Below are 19,434 nucleotides of genomic sequence, written 5' to 3'. Positions count from 1 at the left end.
CCTTTCCTCGGCTAAAGCTGAATCCGTTTCCATCCTTTTAACGAGGGGAGCTGTATATCTTTGTATTACAAATAATTCATCCCCAACAATTCCTCTACATAACTTCTGGAATTAGAAAGTCTCGGGATTTTATGTTGCCCGCCCAGTTTATCATTTTTCTTAAGCCAGTCGTAAAATAATTTTTCACGTGCCTGGTGAATTTTAGGCATATTCAGCGTCATATTATTATAACGTTTTGCTTCATAATCGCTGTTTACCTGTTGCAATGCCAAATCGAGTTCGTATTTGAATTTCTCAAAATCCCGTGGCGGATTTTTAAATTCAATAATCCACTCGTGCGCACCTTTTTCTTTGCCTTCCATAAAAACAGGCGCTGCGGTATAATCTACAATTTCGCAATTGGTAACTAAAGAAGTCTTTTTTAAGGCTGCTTCAGCATTTTCAATAATTAATTCTTCCCCAAAAACATTAATATGGTGCTTGGTTCTTCCGGTTACTTTTATACGGTAAGGACTAGTAGAAGTGAACTTAACGGTATCGCCTATCTTATAGCGCCATAAACCTGCATTTGTGGTTATTACCACCGCATAATTTTTCCCGGTTTCAACTTCGGCCAGGGGAATTGCTTTTTCATTTTCGCTTCCGTAACTATCCATAGGAATAAACTCGTAGTAAACTCCGTAATCCAGCATTAACAATAATTCTTTGGAATCGTTTTGGTCCTGGCAGGCAAAAAATCCTTCAGAAGCATTATAGATCTCGTAAAACCTGAAATCTTCTTTGGGTAATATCTTTTGATATTGCGGAGCATAAGGATCAAAACTTACCCCACCGTGAAAATAAACTTCTAAGTGAGGCCACACCTCAAATAGATTTTCTTTTCCTGTGGTTTCTAAAATATTATTCAGTAAAACCAGCATCCAACTGGGAACCCCGGCAAGGCTGGTCACATTCTCTTTAATAGTTTCGTTAACAATCGCCTGCATTTTCACTTCCCAATCGTTCATTAGGGAAACCTCGTTGCTGGGCGTGCTGCTAAATTCTGCCCAAAATGGCATGTTGGCAATTAAAATCGCCGAAAGATCGCCGTAAGCCGTACCGTTATTTTTGTAAATTTCTTTACTGCCACCTAACCTTAAACTCTTTCCCGTAAATAACTGGGATTGAGGATTGTTATTTAAATACATGCAAAGCAAATCTTTGCCTGCGTTATAATGACAATGTTCCAGGGAATCCTCACTAACCGGAATAAATTTGCTTTTAGCGCTGGTGGTGCCGCTGGATTTTGCAAACCATTTTATAGGCGTAGGCCAAAAAATATTGGTTTCTCCCTGCCGGCTGCGTTCTATGCAAGCCTGGTAATCTTCATATTGCTGAATAGGTACCCGGCTCGCAAACTGGCTGTGGTTTTTAATTTCTGAAAAGCCATACTTTTTGCCAATTTCGGTATTTTTTGCTTTAGAAAGCAAATGTCTAAGTAGCTCGTCCTGAACTTCGTGGGGGTATTTTATAAACAACTCCATTTGATGAATTCGCTTCTTGAGAAACCACGAAGCAATGGAGTTTACTAATGGAATTGGCATTATTCTTTATATCTTTATCGCTGACAATGCTTCAGCTGTTTGGCTGGCTAAAATTAATTTAAACTTCGAAGCTTACAAATCAACTTCGGTTAAAAATAGGGAAAAAAAGATGAGATACGAAGGGGTGTTTAGAAAAATGAGAACTGAGATCACCGATAAGGTGCAATATTACCTCATTTTTGAGGAAGACTTTATTAATATGAACCAGATTCTCGGGAAGAAAATAAGCCTTAATTTTCTTCGATTTCAGTGTTTAAACTGTGGATTGCAAAAGAAAATTTTCCGCCAGGGGTATTGTTACGATTGTTTTACTTCCATTCCGCAAGCCGGAGATTGGATTATGAGTCCCGAACTTAGTAAAGCACATTTAGATGAAGAAGATCGAGACCTGGATTTCGAAAAAGAAGCTCAGTTGCAACCGCACGTGGTTTACCTGGCAAATTCCAGCAATGTAAAAGTTGGAGTAACCCGAAAAACGCAAATTCCTACGCGTTGGATAGATCAGGGAGCGCACGAAGCCATTGAAATTGTAGAAGTTCCCAATAGATATCTCGCCGGAATAACTGAAGTGGCTTTGAAAAGTCATGTTTCGGATAAAACCAATTGGCGGAAAATGTTGACCAATGAAGTTTTGGATCTGAATCTGGCGGAAGAAAGAGATAAACTTAAAGAGTTTATTCCCGACGAAGCCAAAGAATATTATCTGGGCGATAGAAAAGAATTAGAAATTGAATTTCCGGTATTAGAATTTCCGAAAAAGATTAAAACTCTCAATTTGGGTAAAAACCCATTCTACGAAGGGGTTTTAAAAGGAATTAAAGGACAATATTTAATTTTTGAAGACGGTACCGTTTTTAACGTCCGGGCCCACGAAGGTTTTGTAGTGGAGTTGGGTGTGCTTTAATTTAAAAAAGCTGTGAAAACACGTCATGCTGAATTTATTTCAGCATCTAACATTTAGAAAAGTTTATTCCTGAAGATATAATATAATAAACCCTCCCAGATTTCTGAAATTACTAAAAATCTGTGAGGGTTTAATTTTTTAATTGCTTGTCGTATCCTTTTTCTGAGTTCTGTTTTTCAGAATTCCGCCTAAAATATTCCGGGCAGCATCTTTAACCTGCTCTTCCTGACTTTTTGGGGTTTGGTCAGTTTTTGGGGTTTGGGTTTGTGTAGAATCCTGAGAAGTAATGCTATCATTTTGTGGCTTTTGATTTCCACCGGTTTGCTTATTAATAATATCTCTAATTGCATCCTGCCCGCGTTCTTTAAGGTTTTCTTTTTGTTTTGCAACAATTTTCTGGGTAAGATTGCTAACCGCCTGCTCCATATTGATATTTATCTGCGGATTTTGAAAAGTTCCTTTTAAACCTATTGGCAGCGCTACTACCATATTCTTAAGTTCATCTCCACTTAATCTGCTAAGGGCATTACCTACCTGACTTCCCAGCATTCTTGCAGGCACATCGAGACTCAGGTTGTAGTTCATATTCATATCAAAGCCGTGGCCCCCGGAAACTTCTACATTTACGCCATTTACATCAAAATTAAAGGGTTCAATTTGCACCATTCCATCATTAAAGGTCAAACGTGTTTTAAGTTTGTCCAGGTCAATATCCTTTAAATTTATAAAGTCTAACTGCTGGTCTAAACGTGAAAGTAAAGCAAGTTGTTCAGGATTTACCTCTGCAGTTAGTATTTCCGCCAGTGCATTCCCGGCAAGGGTTGATAATTGCGGAGTAAGATCGTTATTTAAATTACCGTTTAACTTAAGGCTGGTCTGTAATTTACCCTGTAAAGCCTGGGCTACCGGTGCGAGGCCCTGTAACATCTCCAATCCGTTAAAAGATTCTGCGATATTGAGTGCGTTTAGCGCCAGGTCCATATCAAAAGTTGGTGTTGCTCCTTTAGTAGAAACATTTCCTGCCAGCGCGATATTTCCACCAAAAATATTGGTTGTGATGTTTTGTAAAGTGGCGGTTTCATCGCGTAAGATAATAGTTCCTTTAGCGTTTTTAAGTTCCAGGTTATCATAGATTACCGTGTTTACATTAAACGCAAGTTCGGTATCTAAAAATGAAGGAATTTTTACCGCTTCATTGGTGCCCGGAGTAGAAATTTCTCCCGGAGTATCTTCTGGTTTGGTTTCGCTCTGAGATTGATTTTTGGTTTCAGCGATCATAAAATCGTTGATGGCAAAAACATTAGAATTTACATTGAAATTTCCTTTTAAATTTTGTTCAGTAAACAAAAAGCCCATTAGGTTTTCAATATTTCCCGAAGCTGTAATATCTGTCTGCCCCGTGGTAAGTTTTAATTCAGGTACGCGAACATTACCCTGATTAAAATTCAATCTCGCATTAGCGATCTTTACCTCGTTAGGAATTTCTGGCGATTTATAACTGAAATTTCTAATGCTTGCCGTACCGCTACTTTTTACATTTTGATATTGTTCTTTTTCAATAGAATTCATATCAAATTGCGTGGTAACATCGGCGGTTAAGATTCCATTGAGATCTTGTTCCAGTTCCAGCGGATAAGCCTGGTCTAGGTTCGCTAAGTTTAAAGTCCCCTGCAGCGCCATATCAACTAACATATTTCCCATTAGGTTTTTTATGCTTCCGTTGGTGGCAAACCTGTCCTGGTCTATTCTAAAGGTTACATTATCAAAAGTGAGGTAAGTATCTTCAAGTATCCCGGTCTCGTTTAATATCTGGAGATCTATGTTGATGTCCTGAACACTTTTTGGTAGATCTGGATATTTAAAGGAGGCATTATCTGAGCTCACTTTAATATCCATTTTTGGAATATAGGTTTCGTCTACAATTCCCTGAATTTTCCCATTAACAATGAAATCTCCACTAGTTTCTACATTTTCAATGTTTTTTGCGTAGGTCGCAGGAATTACCGCTAAAAAGTTTTTAAAGTCTGAAGAAGGCGTTTGGAAACTTAGATCTATCTCGTTATTATCTTCATTCACCTGCACAAACCCTTCAAATGTTAACGGCAACTGATTGATAATTGCTTCGTTCTCAAGGAAAGTATAACGCATATTTTCCAGATCCATCTGGATCACGGCATCAAGGGAAACCTTGTTTCGGTTCAGGTAATTTGTTCCATCGTAATCTAGAGAAACCAGGGCGTTAGATTTAGTGTCCAGTTCGCTTTCAGCTAAAGAAAAATCTCCGGTTCCTTCGTGATGCAACTCTTCTACATCCAGTAACAGTTTCTGGCCTTCGTCTAAATATTTTACCCGGGAATTATTGATCTCGTAATGTTTAAGATCGAAACTAAATCCCGTGGAAGCGGAGTCGGAAGCTACAGCGGTAGTATCTTCAACTGCAATATCGTAATTGGCATTGCCAAGAGAGTCCACTTTAATATTTAGATAAGTGTTGTTGACTTTTATATTGTCTAAAATTTTAGGTTCATCGGCACCTTTAAATAATTCTTTAATAGACATTTCCAGTTGCGCTTCCTCCCCAATCGCAAGCGTATCGCCTTTAAAAGGTTCATTATTGATCACGCTGAAATTCTCAATTACCACCGTAGCTTGCGGGAAACTCCTAAAAAAGCTAAGGCTTATGTCGCTAAATTCAACCTGTGCATCCACACTCTCATTGGCCGTTTTTCGAACATAATCTTTTATTTGTGATTCAAACAAAAATGGAGCGGCAACCAGTATTACTACAATTACCAGCAATACAATTCCAATTATTTTTAATGCTTTTTTCATTTCTTAAAAATTTTTATTCCAATTTTAGATTAAACACAAGCTCCAAATTTTATCCTGTGAATTACCAATCTTTGGGTCCAGCAGCATGTTGGTTTCATTTCTATATTATTTAATTCAAACCAATTAAGCTGGTTTATTTAAATTAATCATATTTTAATTCTTCGCCTTGCTTCAATTTAAATCGCTTTCTAAAAGCAAAGACCGAAGCGTAGAGCAGCGGAGTATCCAGCGCGGCAACGATTACTTTAAATAAAAATCCGCTAAGTAAAAGTGCGCCAAATAAGTCCCATTCAATTTTATTAAAACTACAGAGCAAAAACAAGACCGAAAACGTATCTACAAACTGCGAGAGAAAGGTAGAAAAGTTATTCCGGAGCCATAAATGTTTTCCTTTGGTCAATCTTTTCCAAAAATGGAATAAGTGAATATCTATATACTGTGCCAATAAATAGGCAACCATTGAGGCAAAAACGGCAATAGTGGTAGCGCCAAAAACCTGTGTAAACAAAGCGTCGCCTATGGGAGACCATTCGGTAGCGGGCACGGCATCTGCAGTGTAAATTATCAACAAAGAAAAGAACGAAGCAAAAATTCCCGTGGTTACTACCTGGTTGGCTTTTTTCTTACCGTAAATCTCGCTAATAATATCGGTGATCAAAAAAGTAACCGGATACGGTAAAATTCCAACAGAAATTTCAAATGTATAGAGCCCAAAAAAATCCCAGCTAAAGAATTTCTGAAATATTAGGTTCGAAACAACCAATGAGGCGATAAAAAGCCCGGCCAATATTAAATATACGCGCTGTGCCGCAAGTTTGTCTTTCAGTAAAAGTTTAGCCAAATTTATTTTTTAAGTCTTCCTACAAAATTAGGGGTATGTGATTTTGTTTTACTTAATTTGCTGTGAAATTTACAGGATAAGCTTTAATAATTTTTCTTCAGTTAGTTTGAATTCCCCAAAAATAGTACATATCGCCCTGGGAAGCAATGTGGGCAACCGCTTTGAGCTTCTGCAAAATGCACTGCATAAATTATATTTAGAAATTGGCGAGGTGCAACAGGTATCGCAGGTTTATGAAACGCCCGCCTGGGGTTTTGAGGGCAATGCTTTTTTAAACGCCTGTATTGCCGTTTCTACCAGATTTTCTGCGGAAGAAATTCTTCGGAAATTATTAAAGATTGAAGCTGATGCCGGTCGAGTTCGCTCTGATGCTAAAAATTACCAAAACCGAAGCCTGGATCTGGATATTCTTCTTTTTGAAGATGAAATTTTAGAAACCTCAGATTTGATAGTGCCGCATCCTGCAATGCAAAACCGAAAATTTGTGTTGTTACCTTTGGCCGATATCGCTGCTAAGGAGCATCATCCTATTTTTCAAGTTTCTATTGAAAAATTACTGAAGCGGGTTGAGGACAATTCAGAAATAAAAGCGATTCCTGAAAAGCTAGAGATTCCTAAAAAAGCATTCAATTTAAATAACCTGAATTATATCGCGGTTGAAGGAAATATTGGTGCCGGGAAAACCAGCTTTTCTACCATGGTTTCCGAAGATTTTAATGCAAAACTCATTTTAGAAAGGTTTAAAGACAATCCGTTTTTACCAAAATTCTACGAGAACAAAGAGCGATATGCTTTTCCCTTGGAAATGTCTTTTCTGGCCGATCGCTATCAGCAACTTTCAGACGATTTAGCGCAATATGATCTTTTTAAAGATTTTGTGATCTCAGATTACGATGTTTTTAAGTCGCTTATTTTTGCTAAAATCACGCTGCTTGAAGACGAATATGCTTTATATCACAAGCTTTTTCATTTAATGTACAAGGAATTGGTAAAGCCAGATCTTTACATTTATCTCTACCAAAATACAGATCGACTATTGGAGAATATCAAGGCTCGCGGTCGTGATTACGAGCAGAATATTCAGCCAGATTATTTAGTGGAAATCAATAAAAGTTACCTGAATTTTATAAAGACCCAAACCAATATGAAGGTGCAGATTGTAGATATTTCCGGGAAAGACTTTGTAAATAACCGCCTGGATTATTTGTCGATTTTAGAAGAGATCAAAGCCTAATGATTTCCTAGAAGTAGGAAGTTCCTCTAGTGAGCCATATAAGATTGCTCACGATTATTGGTGGTTATTTTAGAAAATAGATCCCATAAAACCACGCCTACACTAACCGCAATATTTAGCGAATGTTTACTACCTAATTGCGGGATTTCAATAATTCCATCACTCGCCGAAACTACTTTTTGTTGTACTCCTTTTACCTCGTTACCAAAAACCACGGCGATTTTTTCACCCGGTTGGGCTTTAAAATCATTTAGCATCACCGAGCCTTCAGCTTGTTCAATTGAAAATACTTTTGTTTTCTCTCGTTGAAGTTTTTCCACTACCTCCAGCGTGTTTTCCGTATATTCCCAGTCTACGGTTTCAGTTGCGCCTAAAGCGGTTTTCTGAATATCTTTATGAGGTGGTTGTGCGGTAATTCCGCAGAGATAAATCTTTTCGATTAAAAAAGCATCGGCACTACGAAAAACCGAACCAATATTATTTAAGCTTCTAATATTGTCTAGAATCAGAATAATAGGTGTCTTCTCAGCTTTCTTGAATTCCTCAATAGATTTTCGGTCCAGTTCGCTGTTTTTTAATTTTCGGTTTTCCATAGCGGCAAAATTAATAAGAATGCGAGGAAATAAATTAATTTAAATCTAAAAAGACTGGAGTTGATAAGCAGGGATTTTTAATTCGAATCTTTCGTAATTACGGGTTTCATAGGTTATTTACATTTTAGTTTTATATTAGTAAATGATAAAATATTCCTCTAGTATGATATATAAAACTACTTCCCTGCTACTTTTTTTCTTCCTGTCTGTCACTCTTGCAGCCCAGGATATTAATAAAGAAGATACCCGTTTACTTTCAAAACCCGCGATGAGTGATTCTCAAATCGCTTTTATTTATGCCGAAGATCTTTGGGTGGCAAATAAAGATGGCTCTTCACCAAGAAGACTTACAGTAGATGATGGGATTGAATCCAATCCTGTTTTTTCACCAGACGGAAGTTTAATAGCTTTTAATGCAGAATATGATGGAAATACCGATGTATATGTGGTTCCTGCTAATGGTGGCGTGCCTGAGCGCCTTAGTTGGCACCCCGGGAGCGACCTGGTTCGTGGTTTTACACCAGATGGTTCTGCTGTACTATTTGGTTCTCAGCGTAGTGTTTTTACAAATAGATATATGAAACTCTTTGAGGTTTCAGTAAAGGGTGGCCAGGTTAAAGAACTGGAGATTCCAAATGCCTTTTGGGCAGATTATTCAGACGATGGAAAATACATTGCTTATACGCCACTTTTCGAAGCTTTTAATCAATGGAAATATTATCGTGGTGGTACTGCTTCTCGAATTTGGATCTTTGATACCAATGACCATTCTGTTACAGAAATTTCGAAACCGGAAGGTGGAAGCAACGATACCAGGCCTCAATGGCTGGGTGATAAAGTTTATTTCAGGAGTGACAGGAATGGAGAATTCAATTTGTACAGTTATGATATGAATTCCAAAGAGATTACTCAACTTACCAATTTTAAAGATTTCCCGGTTTTAGATCTTTCCGCAGGAAATGATGAAATCATTTTTGAGCAAGCCGGATACCTGCATACCTATAATCCGGAAACTAATACTACTGAAAAAATAGAGGTTGGGATCGCGACAGATCTTCTTGAACTGCGCCCAAGGTTTGTAAAGGGTGATGAATATATTCGTACCGCCTCCGTTTCGCCTACCGGTGCAAGGGTGGTAATGGATTTTAGAGGGGAAATAGTAACGGTGCCCGCTGAAAAAGGCGATGTGGTTAATATAACTGAAACCCCGGGGGTGCACGAACAAGACCCTGTATGGTCTCCAAATGGAAAATTCATCGCGTATGTTAGCGATGAAAGCGGAGAATATGCACTGCACGTTCAGGATCAAAGCGAACAAAAAGAGGCTAAAAAATTTAAACTTGAGGGTGCAGGTTTTTATGCTTATCCAAAGTGGTCGCCAGATAGTAAGAAAATAAGTTTTGTAGATAATGGGCGTAATCTTTATGTGTTAAACATAGATTCCGGAAAAGTGACAAAAGTTTCTCAGGATGAACGATATATACCGGGAGTTTTTAGGAACCTTTTTGGTAGTTGGTCTCACGATTCTAATTGGATTAGTTACACCATAGTAACAGGAACCAGCTTTGAACAGGCCTATGTGTATTCGCTTTCAGAAGATAAATCTTATGCAATTTCCGATGGTTTCTCCAGCGTTTCAAGTCCGGTTTTTGATCCAAGCGGAAAATATCTTTATATGTTAGCTTCTACAGATGCCGGGCCGGTGGTGAATTGGTTTGATCAGTCTAACCAGGATATGGAAATGACCAGTTCGATTTACCTGGTGACTTTACAGAAGGATGTAGAATCTCCATTTGCAAGAGAAAACGATGTTGAAAAGATTGAGCAGGCAGAAAAAGAGGAAGAGAAAAAGAAGAAGGCGGAAGAAGAGGATAAAGAAATCAAAGTTCCCGACTTGAAAATTGATTTCGAGGGAATAGAAAACAGGATCGTGGATGTACCGCTTCCTGCCGGCAAGTATGCTAACCTAAGTTCGCCAAAAGAAGGAAATCTCTATTATTTAGCTTATCCTCCTCACGAGCAAAACAAGGGAACTCTAAATCTGTACAATCTTAAAGAAAGGGAGAATAAGAAGATAATGCCTGCCACTTTTTACGAGATATCTGCCAATGGAAAAAAGATACTTTATAAGGCAGAAGAAAAATGGGGTCTCGTTGAAATTGATAAAATTGAAGAAAAGCGAACGCTTAATACCGGTGATATTCAGGTTAAAATTGATCCCGTAGCAGAATGGCCAAATATTTTTGATGAGGCCTGGCGAGTTAATCGAGACTACTTTTATGATCCCGGGATGCACGGCGTAGACTGGGATAAAATGAAAGAAAAATATCAGCCTTTTATAGGAGATGTTACTTCCCGAAGCGACCTCTACCGGGTGATGGAATGGATGTTTAGTGAACTTGGAGTTGGGCATCACAGGTTTTCCGGTAGAGGTGACAGGCTTCATTCTAAAGAATCTGTAAAAGGAGGTCTCTTGGGAGCAGATTTCAGTATAGAAGATGACAGGTATAGGTTTGAAAAAATCTATGGCGGGCTCAATTGGAACCCTAATTTGCGTTCTCCCCTTACCGAACCCGGAGTAGATGTGAAAGAAGGCGATTATCTATTGGCAGTAGATGGAGAAGAGCTAGAGGCTAGTGATAATATCTATAAGTTATTTGAAAATACGGCCGGGAAAATAGTGATGCTCACCGTGGGTCCTAATCCTAATATGAAGAATTCAAGAAAAATTAAAGTAACTCCGGTTGAAAATGAAATTGCTTTAAGAAACCGCGATTGGATAGAAGGCAATATTCAAAAAGTTCACGAAGCTACCGATGGCCGGGTTGCCTATGTTTATGTGCCAAATACTGCCACGGAGGGACATGAGTACTTCAAACGCTACTTCTTTCCGCAGGCGAACAAGCAGGCGATTATTGTAGATGAACGTTTTAATGGCGGTGGCCAACTGGCAGATTATGTTATAGATATTCTTAAAAAACCAGAGCAGGCACACTGGAGGTTTCGCTATGGAAAAGATCTAAAATCGCCAAGTGCTTCTATACAGGGGCCAAAAGTGATGATTACTGATGAAACTGCAGGTTCCGGTGGGGATTATCTGCCGTGGATGTTTAGAAAATTTGATCTTGGAACTATCGTTGGAAAAACTACCTGGGGCGGCCTGGTAGGCGTATTGGGTTATCCTGAATTTATAGATGGCGGCTCTGTTACCGCACCTAATGTTGCTTTTTATACCGAAGAAGGTTTTAGTGTAGAAAACGAAGGAGTAGCACCAGATGTTGAGGTGGAACAATGGCCGGAAGAAGTTCTTGAAGGAAGAGACCCTCAACTGGAAAAAGCCATTGAGATTGTGCTGAAACAGCTGGAGGCTAATCCGCCGGCAGAAGTGCCTTCCCCGGTATATCCTGATAAAACTGATAACTAATATTCTTTCGACTTAATTTAAATTTAGAAAGCGGGAATTTGAATTACCAGGTGCGCGTCTAAAAGTCTTATAAAAATGAATAAACTCACTTATTTCTTATTGCTAGCAATTACCCTGTCATCTTGCAAGAATAAGGAAGTCAAAGCCTACGATCTTGTTATTTATAATGCTCAAATTATAGATGTAGAGAGTGAAAGTCTAAGCAAAGGACAATCAATTTTTATTTCAGATGGTGAAATTGTTGAGGTTCGTGAAAGTATTGAGAATGAGAAATTTGTTGCCGATCGATTAATTGATACCGAAGGAAAGTTTGTAATACCGGGACTATGGGATAACCACGTTCATTTTAGAGGGGGTGATACTTTGGTAGAAGAAAACAAAGACCTTCTACCACTTTTTTTAGCATACGGAATTACCACTGTACGCGATGCCGGTGGTGATATCACTCCGAGTGTAATGGAATGGAAAGATCAAATTGCTAATAGTGAATTAGATGGTCCCAGGATTTTTAGTTCGGGGCCCAAGCTGGATGGTGATAAACCGGCCTGGCCTGGGTCTATAAAAGTTTCAAATTCGAGCGATATTGGAGCTGCCTTAGATTCCCTGGAGAAATTAGATGTAGATTACGTAAAGACCTATGATGGAAATCTTTCCGCAGAAAATTATTACAATATCATTAAAGAAACTGAAAAACGTGGCCTAAAAATCACCGGCCATATGCCCATGAGCGCCGATTTCATGAAAGCGGTTTCGTTAGGTCTTGATGGTGCCGAGCATATGTATTATCCACTGAAAGCCTGTTCTCCTGCCGCCGACAGTCTTACTAAACCCGATCTTGGCTACGGAATGATAGAACCATTAATAGATACCTACGATCCCGAACTTGCAGCAGAGGTTTTTGCTAAAATGAGTCAAGAAAATGTATACGTAACCCCCACACTTTATATAGGTAAAACCTTGGCGGAAATTTTGGAAGTAGATCACAGGCAGGATTCATTGTTAAACTATATTGGTCCCGGAATTCAAAAAACCTACCAAGGTAGAATAGAAGGAGCAAAAAGAGCAAAAGCATCCGGTAGTAAGATGAGGGAAAAAATGGAAGAAATAAGTGTGCGAATGATTGAGCCAATGGAGAATGCGGGCGTTAAGCTTTTAGCAGGTTCAGATTGTGGGGCATTTAATTCTTATGTCTATCCCGGCGAATCTTTGCACGGGGAATTAAATGCCCTTTCTAAAGCAGGTTTAAGTAATGCCCAGGTATTAAAAAGCTCTATAATTAACGGCCCCGAATTTCTGGATCTTGGAGATAATTATGGAAGTGTGGAAGAAGGAAAAATAGCCGATCTCTTGCTTTTGGAAAATAATCCTCTTGAAAATTTGCAGAACCTAAAGGAAATCACAGCGGTAATAAAAAGCGGAAAGGTGTTTACCCGTGAAGATTTGGGAAAAATGCTTCAGGATATTCAATAATAGTTTCAGCTGCCCAATTTAGCATAGTTAATTAGTTAGGATATATTATTTTCGAAATTCAATTTTCAAGTATAAATAAGGGAAAAACCCCAGTTCGCAAATCATACAATCGCTTATCTTTAATAGGATAAAAATGGAATGTTATGATACAGGGTGGTCTTATAGGTTTGGTGTTTTTGCTTAGTATTAGCTTTAGCGATGATATAAGAGTGGTAGATATGGTTGTGAATAGCTATACCGAAGAATGTGTGGGAGAAAGGGAAGGAAATTGCTTACTCGTGCAGGAAGGAGACCATATAGGTACAGATAACTGGAGCCTTTTTTATTATGAGGACAGCATAGAAGGCTTTGATTATGAGCCCGGTTATATTTATCATTTAAAAGTGAAGAAGAAGAAAATAAAAAATCCGCCTATGGATGGTTCTTCAATTTCATATCGACTGGTAAGGATAATGTCTAAGGAAAAGGTTTAAATTGAAGATCTTCAGTGTTTCTTCTTTTTTATTACTACCATCTTTTTCAAATCTTAGCTAACTTGCAAAGAAAAAATAATTCTTGCCCAGATCTAAAAAGTCATTAGAAGCCAATAAAGTCAGTTTTAAAGGAAGTTTTGCATCCTTAAAATTTGTACCTAGATTTTTTAAGGAAATCAGGAAAGTAAACCCTTTGCTGTTTTACGCTAATGTATTGGCAAGGACCATTAACGCCATTTTACCGGTTGTTATCCTTATTGTAGGAAAATTGATTATTGATGAGGTGGTTTTACAAATTGCGGCCGAAGAAAAAGACCTTGATAGGTTATGGTTACTGGTAGCAGCAGAATTCGGTCTGGCTATTTTATCAGATCTAATGAGTAGGGCGATTAGTTTGACTGATGGTTTGTTGGGAGACCAATATAGCATAGATACTTCGGTTCGAATTATTAAGAAAACTTCAGAATTAAACCTTGATCAGTTAGAAGATTCTGAGTTTTACGATAAACTGGAACGAGCCCGGCAGCAAACCACCGGTAGGGTTGGATTAATGTCTAATATTCTTACCCAGGCTGAGGATTTGGTGGTAATTTTCACTTTACTTGCTGGGGTAGTCGCCTTTGAACCCTGGCTAATAATTTTACTGGTGGTTTCCGTAGTTCCTACAATAATAAATGAAATCAAATTTAGTGGCACCAGTTATTCCCTGGCCAGAAGTTGGACCCAAGAACGTCGGGAACTGGATTATTTGCGCTATGTAGGCGCTAGTGATGTAACGGCAAAAGAGGTAAAACTCTTCGGACTTTCAGATTACCTGGCAAACCGATTTAAAAACCTTTCCGACACTTATTATTTAATGAGTAAAAAACTGGCAAAACAGCGCGCCGGTTGGGGTTCAGTTTTCAACGTGATTGGTACAGGAGCCTATTATGGTGCTTATCTTTTAATCGTTTTTAGAACCGTAGCGGGAATTTTTACAATTGGTGATCTTACTTTCCTATCGGGTTCTTTTAACAGACTTCGATCTAAATTGCAGGGCTTTTTTACCCGCTTTACCGCAATTACCGAAAGTGCACTCTACCTTCAGGATTATTTTGAATTTCTGGACCTTAAATATTCCGATGAAACTTCGGAAGAAAAATTACCGCTTCCAAAGAAAATTAAAAAAGGATTTGAATTTAAAAATGTCGGATTCAAATATCCTAAATCTGAAGCCTGGGTGGTTAGAAACATCAATTTTGAATTAAAAGCAGGAGAAAAACTGGCCTTTGTAGGAGAAAACGGCGCTGGGAAAACCACGCTGATAAAATTATTACTTCGGTTTTATGAACCTACTGAAGGTGAGATTCTACTCGATGATATTCCGGTTAAAGAATATAATCAATCCCAATATCAACAATACTTCGGGGTGATTTTTCAGGATTTTGTAAAGTTTGAATTAACGCTTCGTGAAAATATTGCCATGGGCGAAATTGAAGAAATCGGTAATCAAAATCGAATTGACAGCGCTGCGCAAAAAAGTCTGGCGAACGAGGTAATTTCTGATATGCCGCGAGGTTACGATCAGCAATTGGGGAAACGCTTTAAGCAGGGAAAAGATCTTTCGGGTGGGCAGTGGCAAAAAATTGCGATTGCCCGTGCCTATATGAAAGATGCAGAGGTTTTAATTTTAGACGAACCGACTTCGGCGCTAGATGCCCGCGCTGAAACCGAAGCTTTTGACCGATTTATTAAGCTTACTGAGGGGAAAACTGCGGTAATTATTTCGCATCGTTTCAGCACAGTAAGAATAGCCGATAGAATTATGGTTTTAAAAAACGGTGCCGTACTGGAAATTGGAACGCATCAAGAATTGATGCAAAATGATATGCTGTATGCCGAATTGTTCAACCTACAGGCGCAGGGATATCAATAAGAGATCTTTAAACAATGAGCTTAAATCATTACGCAATTTTTACACCCGATTTTTCTCTACTGGGAAAATGGCTACCGCAACTTTTGAAAGGAAATTCTCCAGAAGAATTAAAGGAATTGCAGGGAAAGAAAGGCCTGCTTTTTTCTGAATCGATTTTAAATAAATTTATTGAGGAAGATTATAAACACGGGAACTCTGCCTTGATTTTTAATGAAAATCGTTCCTTACGAACTTTTTCCAGTGGGGAGAAACGAAAAGCTTTGCTGCAATATTTACTTAGTCAGGAGCCTGATTTTCTGGTTTTAGACAATCCTTTTGATAGTCTTGATAAAACATCGGTATCTGATTTAAAATTGACCTTGCAGCATATTTCTAAAACAACTGTTATCATTCAGATTTTTAATCGAAAAGAAGATTTACTGCCTTTTGTAGATTTAATATTGAAACTCGAAAACGAACAAGTTGTCGAAAGCTTTGAGGTTTCAGAATTCCAGGGGAATAATGAAAGCAATTTTTCAGAAGTAAATATTCCTCCAGCACCAGTAAAATTCCAGGACGTGCCAAATATATTGGTGAAAATGAAAAATGTCTCGGTTTCTTATGGGGGTAAACCGGTTTTAGAAAATATTAGCTGGGAAATTAAAAAAGGAGATTTTTGGCAACTTACTGGGTCCAATGGTGCAGGGAAAACTACTTTGCTTTCTATGATTTACGGCGATAATCCCAAAGCCTATGGCGTAGACTTATACTTATTCGGAAACAAAAAAGGCAGTGGTGTAAGTGTATGGGAGATTAAAAAGAAAATCGGGTATTTCTCGCCTGCGCTTACCGAACTTTTTCACCGAAGAAATACTGTTTTGGAGATGCTAATTTCAGGTTTGGTAGATAGCGTTGGTTTGTACCAAAAACCTGGAGATGCAGATATCAGGTTGGCTAAAGAATGGTTAAAAATCCTGAATTTGGAAGATAAATCAGCTAAGATTTTTACAGAATTATCTGAACTTCATAAAAGAATGGTTCTTATTGGCAGGGCGATGATTAAGCATCCGCCTTTACTTATTTTAGACGAACCCACAACCTCGCTAGACGATAAAAGTGCGCTGCAAATCACTTCGCTCATTAATTTAATCGTCAGGGAAAGTCCTACCGCGGTGATTTTTGTTTCGCATAGAAAAGAGAAAGGTCTGGAACCAAAGGCTATTTACCATCTAATTCCATCAGAAAATGGATCTAAAGGGGAAATACTTGTAGAATAATTGTGGAAAAAATTGAATAACTTCCAGAGATAATTTTCCTTTAAAATATGGGATTCTGTACTTTAGCGGGAAATAAAATTTAAAATTTTGGCAGCCAAGAAATCCCCTAAAGTTACCCCGTTAATGAAGCAGTACAATGCTATTAAAGCAAAGTATCCAGATGCTTTGCTCTTGTTTCGTGTGGGTGATTTCTATGAGACTTTTGGTGAAGACGCGGTAAAAACAGCTAGGATTTTAAATATTATTTGCACCAATAGGAACAATGGCAGCGAGCGTACCGAGCTTGCCGGATTTCCACATCATTCTTTAAACACCTATTTGCCAAAATTAGTAAAAGCCGGAGAACGGGTGGCCATTTGCGATCAATTAGAAGATCCTAAAATGACCAAAAACATTGTAAAACGTGGTGTGACCGAATTGGTGACTCCGGGTGTGGCTTTAAGCGATGAGGTGCTTCAGAGTAAATCGAATAATTTTTTATGCGCTATTCACTTCGGAAAGAAAATCTTTGGAGTTTCGTTTTTAGATGTTTCTACCGGTGAATTTTTAACGGCGCAAGGAAATTCAGAATATATAGATAAATTACTTCAGAATTTTAGCCCTAGTGAAGTCTTGATTCCGAAGAAAAATAAGAAGGATTTTAAGCAGATCTTCGGCGAAGATTTCCATACGTTCTACCAGGAAGACTGGGTGTTTAAACAGGATTTTGCTTACGAAACTTTAAATGAACATTTTCAGACCAAATCTTTAAAAGGTTTTGGAATCGAGCATTTGGAAGAAGGAATTATTGCTTCCGGTGCTATTTTACATTATTTAGCCGAAACCCAGCATCGAAAACTTCAGCATATAACCTCAGTAAACAGAATTGCAGAAGAGGAATATGTATGGATGGACCGGTTTACGATTAGGAACCTGGAGTTATATCATTCTAACGCCGCAAATGCGGTGACCTTATTGGATGTGATTGATAAAACTATTTCGCCGATGGGTGGAAGGCTTTTAAAGAGATGGCTTGCATTGCCTTTAAAGAATGCCGAGAAAGTAAAAAAGCGCCACGAAGTAGTTGGTTTTTTACTCGAAAATCCTTCAGTTTTAGCTGAAATTCAGCAAAACATTAAAAAGATAAGTGACCTGGAAAGGCTTATTTCTAAAGTTGCTACAGGGAAGGTAACTCCACGAGAGGTAATTCAGCTTAATCATTCTTTACAAGCCATAATTCCTATAAAAGAGCTCGCGCTGAAAAGTAAGAATGAAGCCATTAAAGTGATTGGCGATAATTTACACTCTTGCGAGGTTTTGCGAAGTAAAATTACTGAAAGTTTACACGAAGATGCACCGGTAAATATTTTAAAGGGGAATTGTATTGCTGAAGGTTTTTCGGAAGAACTGGATGAGCTTAGAAAAATAGCTTTTTCAGGAAAAGATTACCTCGATAATATGCTGAAACGCGAAACCCAAAATACCGGGATTTCTTCTTTGAAAATTGGTAGTAACAATGTTTACGGTTATTATATTGAAGTGCGCAACACGCATAAAGATAAAGTTCCCGATAGCTGGATTAGAAAGCAAACCCTGGTAAATGCCGAGCGGTATATTACCGAAGAATTAAAGGAATATGAAGCAAAGATCTTAGGAGCTGAAGAAAAGATCTTGCAGCTGGAACAGCAGCTTTTTAACAAGCTGGTAATTTGGATGAACGATTATATTCAGCCTGTGCAGCAAAACGCCCAACTTATTGCGCAGTTAGATTGCTTGTGCTCTTTTGCTGAGCAAGCTAAAGCTGAAAATTATTGCAAACCTGATATTGAAGAACATCACGATTTAAATATTGAGGAAGGCCGGCACCCGGTTATTGAAAAGCAATTGCCTATTGGCGAATCTTATGTGACCAATAATGTTACTTTAGATCGCGAAAATCAGCAGGTAATTATGATCACCGGGCCAAATATGAGTGGGAAGTCGGCTATTTTAAGGCAAACCGCGCTTATTGTTTTAATGGCGCAAATGGGAAGTTTTGTACCTGCAAAAGCGGCAAACATAGGTTTGGTAGATAAAATTTTTACCCGGGTTGGCGCCAGCGATAATATTTCTATGGGTGAGTCTACTTTTATGGTAGAAATGAATGAGACCGCCAGTATTCTTAATAATATTTCTGACAGAAGTTTGGTGCTTCTAGACGAAATTGGCCGTGGTACCAGCACCTATGATGGTATTTCTATTGCCTGGGCTATAAGCGAATATTTGCACGAACATCCCGCGAAACCGAAAACACTTTTCGCTACGCATTACCACGAGCTTAATGAAATGTGCGATACTTTTGAGCGGATCAAAAATTTTAATGTTTCGGTAAAAGAATTGAAAGATAATGTGCTTTTTCTTCGGAAACTGGTGCCGGGAGGTAGTGAGCATAGCTTTGGGATTCACGTAGCCAAAATGGCCGGAATGCCACAGCAGGTTTTACACCGCGCAAATAAAATTCTGAAGAAACTGGAGAAATCCCATAAAATGGAAGATTCCAGTGAGCTTTTAAAGAAATCGGCCGAGGAAGAGATGCAGCTAAGTTTTTTCAATCTGGATGATCCTATTTTACAGGAATTAAAAGAGGAGGTCTTACATATAGATATTGATACGCTTACTCCCGTAGAGGCATTAATGAAGCTTAATGAGATTAAAAGGACACTGGTTGGTAAAGAAAAGGCTAAAGCCAAAGCTTAGGTAGTTTCCAGTCTTCGTTTATGGGTTTTAAGTAAAAAATAGGGGAATATATTATTAAGTATTGGTAAACAATGAGTTGTAGTTTGTAAACTTTCGACAAGAATTACTGAAGAAATTTTTTATTTCAAATTTTCCTTATTTTTTATAAAAAGCCTTTGACATTATAAGATTTATATTAAATTTGCATCCGCAAT

General features: G+C 38.3%; 12 protein-coding genes. 8 read left to right on the top strand and 4 right to left on the bottom strand.

The window, feature by feature from the left end; translation table 11 throughout:
• Positions 1–65 precede the first annotated feature (65 nt).
• On the bottom strand, positions 66–1,583 hold the full coding sequence (locus B4F31_RS06515) for a GH3 auxin-responsive promoter family protein (RefSeq protein WP_075324872.1): 1,518 nt from the start codon (positions 1,581–1,583) through the stop codon (positions 66–68).
• 109 nt (positions 1,584–1,692) lie between these two features.
• Here B4F31_RS06515 and B4F31_RS06510 point away from each other — a divergent pair, with 109 nt between their 5' ends.
• The gene (locus tag B4F31_RS06510) at positions 1,693–2,487 is read left to right on the top strand and encodes a DUF2797 domain-containing protein (protein WP_093304348.1); all 795 of its coding nucleotides are present in this window, start codon (positions 1,693–1,695) and stop codon (positions 2,485–2,487) included.
• Positions 2,488–2,625: 138 nt separating this feature from the next.
• On the opposite strand, the gene B4F31_RS06505 is transcribed toward B4F31_RS06510, so the two are convergent.
• Positions 2,626–5,319 (bottom strand): AsmA family protein, encoded by a 2,694-nt coding sequence (locus tag B4F31_RS06505; protein ID WP_286760941.1) that lies wholly within the window; start codon positions 5,317–5,319, stop codon positions 2,626–2,628.
• Positions 5,320–5,461: 142 nt separating this feature from the next.
• The gene (locus B4F31_RS06500; RefSeq protein WP_075324870.1) at positions 5,462–6,160 is read right to left on the bottom strand and encodes a queuosine precursor transporter; all 699 of its coding nucleotides are present in this window, start codon (positions 6,158–6,160) and stop codon (positions 5,462–5,464) included.
• Between the two features lie 106 nt (positions 6,161–6,266).
• Here B4F31_RS06500 and folK point away from each other — a divergent pair, with 106 nt between their 5' ends.
• Positions 6,267–7,394, top strand: a complete 1,128-nt coding sequence (gene folK / locus B4F31_RS06495) for a 2-amino-4-hydroxy-6-hydroxymethyldihydropteridine diphosphokinase (RefSeq protein WP_093304312.1) — start codon at positions 6,267–6,269, stop codon at positions 7,392–7,394.
• Positions 7,395–7,420: 26 nt separating this feature from the next.
• Here the strand turns inward: folK and B4F31_RS06490 are convergent, their stop codons facing one another.
• Positions 7,421–7,987, bottom strand: a complete 567-nt coding sequence (locus B4F31_RS06490; protein WP_075324868.1) for an RNA methyltransferase — start codon at positions 7,985–7,987, stop codon at positions 7,421–7,423.
• A gap of 163 nt (positions 7,988–8,150) precedes the next feature.
• On the opposite strand from B4F31_RS06490, the gene B4F31_RS06485 reads away from it, so the two are divergent.
• The 6 genes from B4F31_RS06485 (at position 8,151) to mutS (ending at position 19,240) form a co-directional block, all read left to right on the top strand.
• On the top strand, positions 8,151–11,411 hold the full coding sequence (locus tag B4F31_RS06485) for a S41 family peptidase (protein WP_286760940.1): 3,261 nt from the start codon (positions 8,151–8,153) through the stop codon (positions 11,409–11,411).
• A 75-nt stretch (positions 11,412–11,486) separates the two neighbouring features.
• Positions 11,487–12,881 carry an amidohydrolase family protein gene (locus tag B4F31_RS06480; protein WP_286760939.1) on the top strand — a complete coding sequence of 465 codons (1,395 nt, stop codon included), beginning with the start codon at positions 11,487–11,489 and terminating at the stop codon, positions 12,879–12,881.
• Positions 12,882–13,024: 143 nt separating this feature from the next.
• Positions 13,025–13,354: a DUF4377 domain-containing protein gene (locus B4F31_RS06475; RefSeq protein WP_075324865.1), complete on the top strand. Its 330-nt coding sequence runs from the start codon at positions 13,025–13,027 to the stop codon at positions 13,352–13,354.
• 82 nt (positions 13,355–13,436) lie between these two features.
• Complete coding sequence (locus tag B4F31_RS06470) at positions 13,437–15,269, top strand: ABC transporter ATP-binding protein (protein ID WP_286760938.1); 1,833 nt, start codon at positions 13,437–13,439, stop codon at positions 15,267–15,269.
• A gap of 14 nt (positions 15,270–15,283) precedes the next feature.
• Positions 15,284–16,525 (top strand): ATP-binding cassette domain-containing protein, encoded by a 1,242-nt coding sequence (locus B4F31_RS06465; protein ID WP_286760937.1) that lies wholly within the window; start codon positions 15,284–15,286, stop codon positions 16,523–16,525.
• 123 nt (positions 16,526–16,648) lie between these two features.
• A complete protein-coding gene (mutS, locus tag B4F31_RS06460) occupies positions 16,649–19,240 on the top strand; it encodes a DNA mismatch repair protein MutS (RefSeq protein WP_414706133.1) in 2,592 nt (863 codons plus the stop codon).
• Positions 19,241–19,434 lie beyond the last annotated feature (194 nt).

Source organism: Salegentibacter sp. UBA1130, from assembly GCF_002311535.1.
In the GTDB taxonomy this organism is placed as follows: Bacteria; Bacteroidota; Bacteroidia; order Flavobacteriales; family Flavobacteriaceae; genus Salegentibacter; species Salegentibacter agarivorans.
This window is presented reverse-complemented; position numbering and strand designations above follow the sequence as displayed.